The 11,004-nt window shown below is 64.6% G+C and carries 6 protein-coding genes; 4 read left to right on the forward strand and 2 right to left on the reverse strand.

What is annotated here, in order from left to right; all coding sequences use genetic code 11:
* Nucleotides 1-2,527: adventurous gliding motility protein AgmC (gene agmC / locus VD972_RS44975; RefSeq protein WP_414654250.1), on the reverse strand; the 2,527-nt coding region annotated here is incomplete at its 3' end.
* A gap of 91 nt (nt 2,528-2,618) precedes the next feature.
* Entirely contained in the window at nt 2,619-4,361 is a 1,743-nt protein-coding gene (locus VD972_RS44980) for an OmpA family protein (RefSeq protein ID WP_324996246.1), read from the reverse strand.
* Between the two features lie 300 nt (nt 4,362-4,661).
* Here VD972_RS44980 and tssJ point away from each other — a divergent pair, with 300 nt between their 5' ends.
* The 4 genes from tssJ to tssM are packed head-to-tail and all read left to right on the forward strand — an operon-like array spanning nt 4,662 to nt 10,954.
* Complete coding sequence (gene tssJ / locus VD972_RS44985) at nt 4,662-5,189, forward strand: type VI secretion system lipoprotein TssJ (protein ID WP_324996247.1); 528 nt, start codon at nt 4,662-4,664, stop codon at nt 5,187-5,189.
* Nucleotides 5,186-6,553, forward strand: a complete 1,368-nt coding sequence (gene tssK / locus VD972_RS44990; RefSeq protein WP_324996249.1) for a type VI secretion system baseplate subunit TssK — start codon at nt 5,186-5,188, stop codon at nt 6,551-6,553. The genes tssJ and tssK overlap by 4 nt, the downstream gene beginning before the upstream one ends.
* A 34-nt stretch (nt 6,554-6,587) precedes the next feature.
* A complete protein-coding gene (locus VD972_RS44995) occupies nt 6,588-7,280 on the forward strand; it encodes a DotU family type IV/VI secretion system protein (protein WP_324996251.1) in 693 nt (230 codons plus the stop codon).
* Nucleotides 7,280-10,954, forward strand: a complete 3,675-nt coding sequence (gene tssM / locus VD972_RS45000; RefSeq protein WP_324996253.1) for a type VI secretion system membrane subunit TssM — start codon at nt 7,280-7,282, stop codon at nt 10,952-10,954. The genes VD972_RS44995 and tssM overlap by 1 nt, the downstream gene beginning before the upstream one ends.
* The last annotated feature ends 50 nt before the right edge of the window (nt 10,955-11,004 follow it).

Here is an 11,004-nt window from a genome sequence, read left to right on the forward strand (position 1 = left end):
CCACGTAAGCCGCTGAGTCTAGGCTGCACTCGAAGCTGCTCCCCCCTTCCGTCGAGCTGAAGCTGAAGGTGGCGCTCGCGCTGTTGCTGGGGTTGGAGGGCTTCTGGCCAATCTCCGTATCAGGTGCTTCCGTGTCCACCACCCAGGGGTAGCTGGCCGGCACTGGGTCCTCATTGCCGGCGGCATCCTTGGCCTTCACCGAGAAGGTGTGCCCCGTATTCGACAAGCCAGGGTAGGTCTTCGGACTCGTGCAGGCCACGTAAGCCGCTGAGTCTAGGCTGCACTCGAAGCTGCTCCCCCCTTCCGTCGAGCTGAAGCTGAAGGTGGCGCTCGCGCTGTTGCTGGGGTTGGAGGGCTTCTGGCCAATCTCCGTATCAGGTGCCTCCGTGTCCACCACCCAGGGATGTGAGGCGGCGTCGCCCTCTCGAGTTTCCGTGAGGGCCTTTACTTGAAAGGTGTATCCGCCATCGTCCAGATTGGGGTAGGTCTTAGGGCTGGTGCAAACAGTCCACTCAGGGTCTCCACCCAGCTTGCACATGAACGTACTGCTTGCATCATTTGGGGACTGGAACTCGAAAGTCGCATCCCGGATGCGGGTTGAATTGGGCGGGAAATCGGTAATGACCACTCTCGGCTTCGCGTCCACCACCCATTGGAACTCTAGAGGAGTGGGATCTCTATTCTCCGCAACATCCACCGCAGCAACGGTGAAGGTATGGGAGCCATTGGTCAACGCCGTCAGAGGCCATGAGACAACACCTATCCCAACAGCTGTCCCACAACTGAACTCCGCCTGACCATTCAGCGTGCACTGGAAGCTCACCGGTTGGGTCTCGTCCCCGGCCCTGAAGGAAAAAGTAGCGCTCTCCTGGTCGTGAGGATCGGACGGCGTGCTCACAAAGACGGTCTGCGGCGCTGTTCCGTCCACCGTCACGACGATGGCGTTCTCCGGACCACGCTCACCATTACCTCCACCACCGCAATAGGAAGTCGCTCTGATTGTATACGACTGACCGGCACTCAGATCAGCGGTGGCTGTCGCTGTCCACGTCTTCGAGGAGGGGTCGTAATTCGCAGTCACCTCCATGCCGTTCGTTCCTTCAAAACCAACCTTGACACCGGTTGCAGCTGTATCATTCGGAGCCAGGTATCCCTGGACCGTGGGCCTGACCTTCACCACTGGGTAGGTGGGAGAGGGTTTTGTGAACGCTGGGAGAGAGGAGTTACAATTGGCCATCCTCTCAAAGTCCCCTGAGAGCCGGGTTATCGTCCCCCGGTAAGCGGAGGTCTGGCTTGCGGTCGGCTGCGCGCCAGTACCAAGTCCCGGGGTGACTGCGATCAAGTCCCCCGCGAGTCCTGCTTCAACAGCGATGGGACAGGATGAGGTTTGATCGGCCTGATACAGCACCCGCCCACCCCCACCCCCACCCCCAGGGCCCGCGGCCTCCAGCGATCCTGCAGAGCTGCTCCCGCCATCACCGCCTCGAGCCGAGATGAGCGCGCACGCCGCGGAATCAGCAACTCTCACGGAGATGCTTCCTCCCGCACCACCGCCGCCTGCTCCGCCCCAGATTGCATTCTCACCGGCCGTGCCGTTCGCCAAGATGGAGCCGCTCCCAGTCAGGCGCTGCCCACGGACGAAGATGGCTCCGCCCCCCGTGCCAGCCTGGGCATGACTCCCCATCCCGTACCCTCGTCCGCCGCCCCCTCCCAGCGTCAGGTGATCGAGCATCGAATAGACCAGGCCCGCCCCTCCCCTGCCTCCGATGTCTCGGATCCCATCTCCGTAAGTCAGGGCGTCGCCTCCCCGTCCACCTGCCGCACCGTTCCCGCCGCCGCCTCCTCCTGAAGCCGGACAGATGCCGCCGCCGCCACCATTGGACGCATTCTCCAGGCCGGTTGCCAACACCCCGAAGTCCAGGAAGGAGATCCCCTCTCCTCTGCCGGCACCAGGCCTGATCGCGGCGGGAAGGTTGGCGCACGCGATGAAGTCATGGGACTCCTGCCCCGTGAGCCCTCCTCGGAACCCTGCGCCGCTCGCTTGCAGTTCCCCCTCGTTATGGATGGTCCCGCTGACCAGAAACGCCAGAACTCCGCCGCGGCTCCCATCCCATGGCGCCGCGACAAGGCTGGCCCCGGACTTGACCGTCACGTCGGTGTACTCTGGAACCCTGATGATCTGGGTGACCAAACCCGCGTAGGAGTGGAGGAGTGGCGCTGCCAACATCAGCTCCTGTCCGCTGGCAGAAGTCACGCGTGCCAGTTCCCAGCGTCCCACCGGATCGTTGCTCAAATGGATGGGCCCCGGATCTCCCCGTGCAGGCTCCGGGACGATGCCCGTCGTCTGCAACACCATCACCAGGTCGCCCGCCGAAAATCCCTTCGTCGAAGAGACGAACAAGACCGTGTCGCCGGGAGCAAGAGGGCCCGTCACCTGTGTGTATCGGTTGATGACCGTCTGAGGCTCCGTGACGGTGAGTACACCCTCACGCCCTGTCCCTAGACCCCATGTATCGGGCTCGGCCACGGCCGTAGATGCGCAGAGTATCAGGGCCATCAACAATGGCAGGCTGCATCGATTTCTCATGGGATCTCCCTCAAGCTCTGTCACCCCGCTCTCACAGGGGGACGACGATGGTGAACTCGATACGGCGGTTGATCTCCCGCCCGATGGACGTTGAATTGCTCGCGATCGGCCGCTCCTGGCCGTAGCCCTTGGCCTGAAGCCGCTCGGCTGGGACCCCCCGCTGGATCAGGTATTGCCGGACCGCCTCCGCGCGCACTTGCGACAGCCGCAGGTTGTCGATCGCATTCCCCCGGTTATCCGTGTGTCCTCCCACGATGACGAGCGGCAGGTCCGGGTGCTCGCGCATCACCTTCGCCACCCAGTTGAGCACTTCGAAGGACCGCTCCAGGATCCGCGGCTGCCCTGGCACGAAGTAAACCTTGTCCGACAGCTCGATCCGCGTCCGCTTCAGCTCCACGAGCGGCACTTCATGAGCGGGACATCCCCGGTTCTCCGCCGGGCCTGGCTCGTTGGCGCAGGTGTCAAACACATTGGGGATGTTGTCCTTGTCCAAGTCCGACTCCGGGCACCCCTGGCGCTCCACGGGGCCGGCCAGATCAGGACATTGATCCACGTCGTCCTCGATCTCATCCTTGTCCCGGTCCTTGAGTGGACACCCGCGCGCCTTCTCGACTCCCGGCACCGAGGGACAGGCATCCCGCTCGTTCTCAATACCGTCCTTGTCGTCATCCGGCATCGGGCAGCCTTGCCAGCTAGCCGTCCCAACGAGGCTCGGACATGCATCGAGCTTGTCTTCAAGGCCATCGCCGTCGCTGTCCTTCCGCGGGCAGCCCTGGCGCTCCAGTGTCCCGGCCTCGTCATCACACTGGTCGATTCCGTTGGGGACCTCGTCCTCGTCCTCATCCAGCTCCGGGCACTCCTCCACGGTGTGCTCGAGTTCCGGCGCACAGTTCACCGCGGACTCGTCAGGCAACCGCGGCGGGATCACCCGGCCAAACGCCGCCCCGATCAGCACCCGGAACAGAGGAGTGCCGGGTGCCGTTCCTCCCCCTACACCGGCCAGCGCGAACACCTCGAGCGACGGGTTCACCAGATACCGAGGCCCCAGCAGGAGCTCCGCTGAGCTCGGCTGATCCACCAGGGGAATCGTGCCGCGAAGATCGACTTCCCACCTCAGGCGCTGGCCCACCATCGCCAGCGCGAGCCCGAGCTGGGCCTCGTTGCCCACGGGCCCACGGGCGAACTCACGGTCCGAGTACGCCGCGATCGCGGGGCGCACCACCATCCGCGTATCCAGGGCCACTCGAAACCAGCCGAACCGCCGCCCCATCATCATCCGCGGCGCATAACGGAGCCCCTCATCCCGAGCGAATCCCGGGAGACTCCCCACGGGAGCCCCCACTCCCATCTCCAGCGCCAGATCTCCCCAGGCTCCGTCCAGCTGGGAGAGCAGTCCCACCCGAGCGCTTACCAATGGGGTGGCCAGGCCAAAGGGAGCTGGGCGTGCGATGCCCTCACTCCTCAGATCAGCCCCTTGCTGAAACGCCACCAGCGGGAGCTGCACCCCCATCTCGAGCCAGGAGAACGGAGCATAGGCGGCTGCCAGGAGCAGGGTGGTCCGGCTCCCCACGATGGGAACCGCCTTCCCCGCGCGGGAAAATACCAGGGGGTTGTGCTGGTAATGCCCCACGGCAGAGATTCTGAAATCCCCCGCAGGCATCAACTCCCCTGTCCCCAGCACCAGCGAGCCCGCAGCGCCAGGATTCAGATCCATGCGCTCCAGCTCGAAGCCAATGTTCCTCTCTTGCGCGAAGGCCACGGATGAAACGAGCACGAGCGCGATCCCATACGCTCTGCTCGCAAGCCTGCTGTGACTCATGCAACCCCCGGGTGCTCGCTCACCGGCCAGTCTTTGGTTTCCATCTGACGGTTCATTCCTGATCCACAGCACTGGTACATGAGGATCAGGCGATTGCGCGTACCACCTAAGTGGTACTCACAAATGTGAGCGATTTAGCTATCCATCCGCCCTGCCGAACAATCCATCCCATCCAAACGAGTGATGAGTCGGGACATGTCGACTTCTTGCAGTGATCGCGTGCGGGGCCCCCATCCCGAGAGAAAACCTCTCGGGATGATGACGGCTGTCTGCGCGCTGCTGACACTACCAGGCTGTGCCACGAGCAAGGCGGCCGCCTGCGATGCACCTCCCCCCTTCTTCGCCCGGATCGAAGCGGCTGACGACATCAATCCGGACTCGAACGGCCGTTCCCTCCCCACAGTGGTTCAATTCCTCCAGGTCAAGGACAGCACCAAGCTGGAGCGAGCAAGCTTCTACAAACTCTCGGATGAGCCCAAGTCCCTGCTGGGAGACGATCTCCTGCAGACAGTGGAGTTCGTCGTGGCCCCAGGCCATGAAGTGAAGCACTGGGTGCAGCGTGATCCCAAGGCGCAGTTCGTGGCTGCGGTCGGCATCTTCCGCCAGCCACTCGGCTACTCGTGGCTCACCGTGGCCAGACTGCCGGCCGTCTCCGCGAGCCAGTGTGAGGAGCAGCCCGCAGGCGACCGCGGAGACTCTCCCCGTCCCGAAGACACCCAGCTCCGCTTCAAGCTCCAGGGCTACCAGATCGACTACTTGCGCCCTTCGAGGAGAAAGCAATGAAGGCCCCGCAGCGCATCATCTGGTCCGAGGGGATGTTCATGAGTCCCCATCACCTCCAGCAGCTGGACCTGTATCACGAGTCCCTGTTGGAGAGCCGGCTGGGCTCTGTGTGCCTCTACTCCTGGGGCGTGGTGTCCATGCAGCTCGACATGGAGGCCCTGCGCGCAGGCCAGGTCAACCTCCTGGAGTTCTTCGGCATCCTGCCCGACGGACTGCCTGTCGCCTTCGATGCGGGTCAGGAGGAGTCCCCCTCGTCCCGGCCTGTCGAGGGCCACTTCCGCCCGACGCAGCAGATGCTCGAGGTCTACCTGGGCATTCCCAAGGAGCGCAGTGACGTCGAGAGCTACGGGGCCGCCGGCAAGCTGGGAGCCAGCCCTCGCTTCTCGCCCCGAAGCCGCCCCGTGGGAGATCTGCACGCCGCCACCTCCGTCGTCCAGCTCTCCTTCGCCCAGCGCAACATGAAGCTCCTGTTCGGCGACGAGCCCCGGGACGACTTCGACGCGCTGAAGATCGCCGAGCTCACCCGCGACAAGTCGGGGAGCCTGGTGCTCGTCGACAGCTACATCCCCCCGTGCCTGCGCATCAGCGCCTCCCCGTTCATCATGAATGAGCTGCGCTCCCTGCTGCGGCTCATCGTCGCCAAGCAGCGCCAGATCGCCTCCCGGCGGCGGCACCGGGACGAGTCCTCCCTCGAGTTCACCGCCTCGGATGTCACGCTGTTCCTGGAGCTGCACGCGCTCAACGGCGCCATCCCGTTCCTCTCCCACGTCATCGATGCGGGCAACATGCGCCCGCATGATCTGTACCTGATGCTGAGCCGGCTCGGAGGGCAGCTCTGCACCTTCTCCGCGAGCGCGGAACCCTCCTCCATGCCGCCCTTCCAGTTCACCAACCTCCGCGGAACCTTCGAGGAGCTGTTCCACCGGATGGCGGAGCTGATGCACTCGGTGGCGCTGGAGCAGTGCATCACCGTGCCCCTGGCGTTGGGGCAGGATGGCCTGTACCGGGCGAAGCTGGAGGATGAGCGGATCGAGCGCTGCGGGCAGTTCCTGCTCATGGTCCGAAGCGAGCTGCCGGAGCAGGTCGTCGTCGATCAGCTCCCCAAGCTCTCGAAGCTCGGGAGCTGGTCGGAGATCCAGGGGCTTGTGCGGGCCACCACCCCAGGCGTCCCGCTGCAAGTCACCTACAGGCCTCCGCCAGAGGTGCCCGTGCGCCCAGGCGCCTCCTACTTCTCCCTCTCCTCCCAGGATGGCGGCTGGCGGACGGTGCTGCGCGAGCACGCCGTCGCCCTCTACCTGCCGCACACCTTCACCACAGGCCACACCTCCGTGGAGCTGCTCGCCGTTCCCACGGTGGGCCGCTGAGCGTCTCTCCCCCGCAAGCAACTCTGGAACTCTCATGGATCGCGTCAACGAAGCCACCAAGGACTCTTTCGACCTCCTCATCCGGCTCCGACAGGCGGAGGCCGCCGACACTCCTCCACCCGAAGTGCTGAACCACCGCCTTCGCGGCGCCGTTGACGAGGTGCTCCGGCGTGCGGCGGTCCTGGGGTTCAGCCATCAGGACGCTCAGGACATGGGCTACGCCCTGGTGGCCCTCATGGACGAGCTCGTGCTCCACAAGGCCGACCAGTACCGGCAGTTCTGGATGAGCAACCTGCTGCAGCTCCACTACTTCAACGAGACCGGAGCCGGCGACAACTTCTTCAACCGCATCAACGCCATCCGCAAGGACCCGCACCGTGCGGAGGTGCTCCGCGTCTACTACCTCTGTCTGTTGTTCGGCTTCCAGGGCCGCTACCGCATCCGGGGTGGCGAGCTGGAGCTGCTGAGCCTCATTGATGCCGTCCAGAAGGACCTGGAGCGGGCGCAGCCTTCCGACTTCGACGTGCTCGCTCCTCACGGTGAGCGACCGGCAGAGAACCTCGCCCTGGCGAAGCGCCGGCTCTCGCTGACCTCCGCGGCCCTGGGAGCGGTCGCCGTCGCGCTCCTCTTCTACGGAGGCCTCTATCTGGCGCTCGATCGCACGGCCTTGACGGTCCTCCCCGAGATCAAAGACCACATGACCCAATTCACGAAGGAGGCGAAGTGATGGCGCTCTTCATCCTCGCGATGCTCCTGCTGGGTGCCGTCTGGGGAGCAACCTGGCACTTCCAACTGCCCCCCAAGATCGCTCTGGTCACCACGGGCGCGACGCTGTTCCTCCTCCTGGTGGTAGCGCTCGTCCGCCGCCTGCGGGCGCGCTCCAAGAAGAAGAAGGCGGAGCAGCCTCCGGAGAAGCCTCCAGCAGTCTCCGCAGAGCCCCCAAGAGGGGCCCGCTCCGAGCTCCGCCCCGAGCTCCAGGCCATGCAGGCAGAGTTCTCACGAGCTGTCCTCGCACTCAAGACGTCCAAGCTGTCCCGTGGCGGACGCGATGCCATCTCGGTCCTTCCCTGGTATCTCGTCATCGGCTCGCCCGAGTCCGGCAAGAGCACGGCTCTGCGCAACTCGGGGCTCAAGTTCCCCTACTTGACCAACCGGGGTGGCGGAGGCGGCCGGAGCGTGGGCCCGACACGCCACTGCGACTGGTGGCTCACCAACGAAGCCGTGTTCCTGGACGCAGCGGGACGCTATGTCACCGGCGATGAGGACCGGGAGGAGTGGCTCTCCTTCCTCGATGTCCTGGGCAAGCACCGGCCTCACCGGCCGCTCAACGGCCTTATCGTCACGGTGAGCGTGAGCGAGCTGATGGGGGCGGATCCTCAGGCTGCCGGCGAGCTGGGGCAGCGCCTCCGCGAGCGCATCGATGAGCTGACGTCCCGGCTGCGCACCGTGGTCCCCATCTACGTGATGATCACCAAGTGTGATCTGCTCACTGGATTCGTGGAGACGTTCTCCGACCTGCCGCGGTCCGAGCGGGGGCAGATCTGGGGCTTCACCGTGCCCCTGATGGCCCAGCCCGAGGCGCCCACGGAGCTGCTGCTCAAGCGCTTCGACGAGATGACCTCCATCGTGGAGCAGCGGTCCGTCCGAAGGATTGGCCAGGAGCGCCGGCTGGAGGCTCGAGAGCGCATCTATCAGTTTCCCCAGCGCTTCGACTCCATCCGCAAGAATCTCTCGGAGTTCATCCAGCCGCTCTTCCTGGAGAATGTCTTCCAGGACACGCCGGTGATGCGCGGCGTCTACTTCACCAGCGGCGCCCAGGAGCTGCGCGCCACCGAGGCGCGCCAGCCCACCGCCTCTGGCGACTCGCTGCTCGCCGCCTCACGCTCCACCGCCGAGCCAGCCACAGAGGGCCGCAGCTTCTTCATCTGGGACGTGTTCACCAAGATCATGTTCCAGGACCAGAAGCTCGCGGTCCGCAGCTCCATGGAGGAGATCCGCCAGCGCAGGCGCCGCTACACCCTGGCCGGGGCGTGCCTGGCGCTCACCGTGGTGCTGCTGGTGCTGCCCACGCTCTCCTTCTTCAACAACCGGCGGATGCTCCACGAGGTCCGGGACACCCTCCTGGCAGTGAAGCCCCATGCCACCGACGACATCAGCTCTCAAGGTGACATCAGCCGCATCCAGGACCTGAGCCCGCTGCAGAAACACCTCGCGGAGCTGCACCGGCACCGGGCGGAAGGCGTGCCAGTGTGGATGCGCATGGGCCTGTATCAGGGGGATCAGCTCTTCCTGCTGGCACAGACTTTCTACAACAACCGGCTCAAGGGGCTGCTCCTCGGCCGCCAGCATGACCGCATCAAGCAGAGCCTGGAGGGGGTCTCGGTGGATCCGGATCAAGCGAACCGGAAGCACAGCACCGAGTCCTACGGCAGACACTTCGACGACTTGAAGATGTACCTGCTCATCACCTCGCCGCGGACTCGTCGAGAGCCTCTGCTGGATGAGTCCCATCAGCGGTGGCTCGTCGGTCAGATGACCAGGCACTGGGAGAACATCCTCCGTAACAATGGCCAGGTGAAGCTGATGGAGCTGATCACCGAGCATGCGAACACCTACATCGCCATGCTGGCGACGGACCCCGATCAGCTGGCCTTCCCTCGGGATGACCAGGTCCTCCGCGTCGCTCGCCGAGTGCTCAATGAAGTTCCGCTCACCACGCTGGAGCTGGAGCGCATCGTCGCGCAAGCCAACAATGACTATCCCGGTGTATCTCTGGGAGAGTCCGTTGGGACCGTCCCCTTCATGCATGCGACGAAGCGGGTGGGCGGCGCCTTCACGCGGCGGGCCTGGGAGGAGTCGATCCGCACGAGGATGGACAAGGCCTTCCAGGACTCCGAGGCCTGGGTGCTCGATCGTGACGCTGAGGAGGATGAGGAGACAAACCGCAGGGATCTCCGCACGAGCTACTATCAGCGCTACATCCTGGAGTGGGAGAGCTTCCTTCATTCCATCAAGGTGGACGAGCCCAAGAACTGGGATCAGAGCGAGGCGCTCCTGGAGAGCCTCACCCGTGGCAAGCCACCTCCCATCGGAAAGCTCTTTCGGACGCTCGCATACAACGTCCAGCTGGAGCTCCCCAAGAGCACCCCCAGCAGGATGTTGGGCTCGCTGAGCAATCCCTTCAGCAAGCCTGACAGTGCTCCACCCCCTCCCGCCCAGCTGATCGATCGCAGATCCTCCACGGGCCAGACCGAGATGACCCCAGGGGATGTAGCGAAGCGCTTCAGCACGCTGCTGGAGTTCAGCACCAAGGCCTCAGCGACCCCAGACGGCGAGGAGAAGCTGACGCAGCTCGACTCCTACCAGGACCAGCTCGAGCTGGTGATGGGAACGCTGCGCGAGGTGCGCGACAAGCCCAGCGAGGCAGGAGTGTTCCTCGAGAAGATTGCCTCGACCCGGAACGAAGTCGAGATGCTCATCAAGAGCCAAGAGACGGATCATGCCCTCTTCAACCAGCTCCTTCTTCCGCCGCTCAATCAGATCAAGGGGGTCGTCTCCCGCGGTGTCTCCGAGAAGAAGAGCCTGAAGTGGTGTGAAGAGATCTTCCGTCCCTTCACATCCCTGATGGCCAACCGGTACCCATTCAACAAGGACGCGCTGATGGACGCTCCTCTGCCCGAGCTGACCCAGTTCATCCACCCCTCCCTGGGCGCGGTCAGGAAGTTCGTGCAGTCCCAGCTCGCCGGAGAGGTGCTCCCCGATGGCCGACGGTGGGAGTTCGCGGTGAAGTCGGCCAAGGGCCAGGGCATGTACAAGGAGGAGCTGCTCACCTATCTGGAGCGTGTCAATGCCCTGGCGACGACGCTGTTCCCTGGCGACACCGCGGACCCGCTCGTCCGCTTCAACGTGCGCATGCGCCCTGGCGCCTCCGCTGACACCTCTCCCTCGGACATCGCCTCGATCACGCTGACCTTGGATGGCTCCGAGGAGATCTACCGGAATGGACCGGACAACCGGTGGAGGCCGCTGATCTGGCCGGGCCCGGCGGGCAAGCTCGGCGCGCACCTTCACGTCGTGGGCACCGCGGGAAACAGCGCCGATCTCGACGCACCGGGCGAGTGGGGGCTCTTCCGGCTCCTGGAGCGCGCAAAGACGATCGAGCCCAGCACGGATGGCCGCTTCTTCACCGCCACCTGGGAGCTCGGAGACCTGAACAACGCCCAGGTCTCCATCGACATCCGTCCGGAGCGCCTCGCCAACCCCTTCTTCGGAACCTCAGGCACCAACACCTCTCAGCTCTTCGAGATCTTTCGAGACAAGCAGCTCATACCTCCCGCCGGCATTGCTCAGGCCATGCAGAGCTGCCCGCCGCCCATCGTGACCGCCAAGACCTCTCCCTAGGGTCACGCGTCAGCACCTGAAGCTCACCCGAACGGCCGCACCGCGCGCCG

The organism is Hyalangium sp. (genome assembly GCF_035629615.1).
Taxonomy (GTDB): Bacteria; Myxococcota; Myxococcia; order Myxococcales; family Myxococcaceae; genus Hyalangium.

Bases quoted from the DNA above. Each gene is read 5' to 3' on its own strand.
- tssM (WP_324996253.1), top strand. From the start codon at position 7,280: ATGGCGCTCTTCATCCTCGCGATGCTCCTGCTGGGTGCCGTCTGGGGA.
- VD972_RS44995 (WP_324996251.1), top strand. From the start codon at position 6,588: ATGGATCGCGTCAACGAAGCCACCAAGGACTCTTTCGACCTCCTCATC.
- tssK (WP_324996249.1), top strand. From the start codon at position 5,186: ATGAAGGCCCCGCAGCGCATCATCTGGTCCGAGGGGATGTTCATGAGT.
- tssJ (WP_324996247.1), top strand. From the start codon at position 4,662: ATGATGACGGCTGTCTGCGCGCTGCTGACACTACCAGGCTGTGCCACG.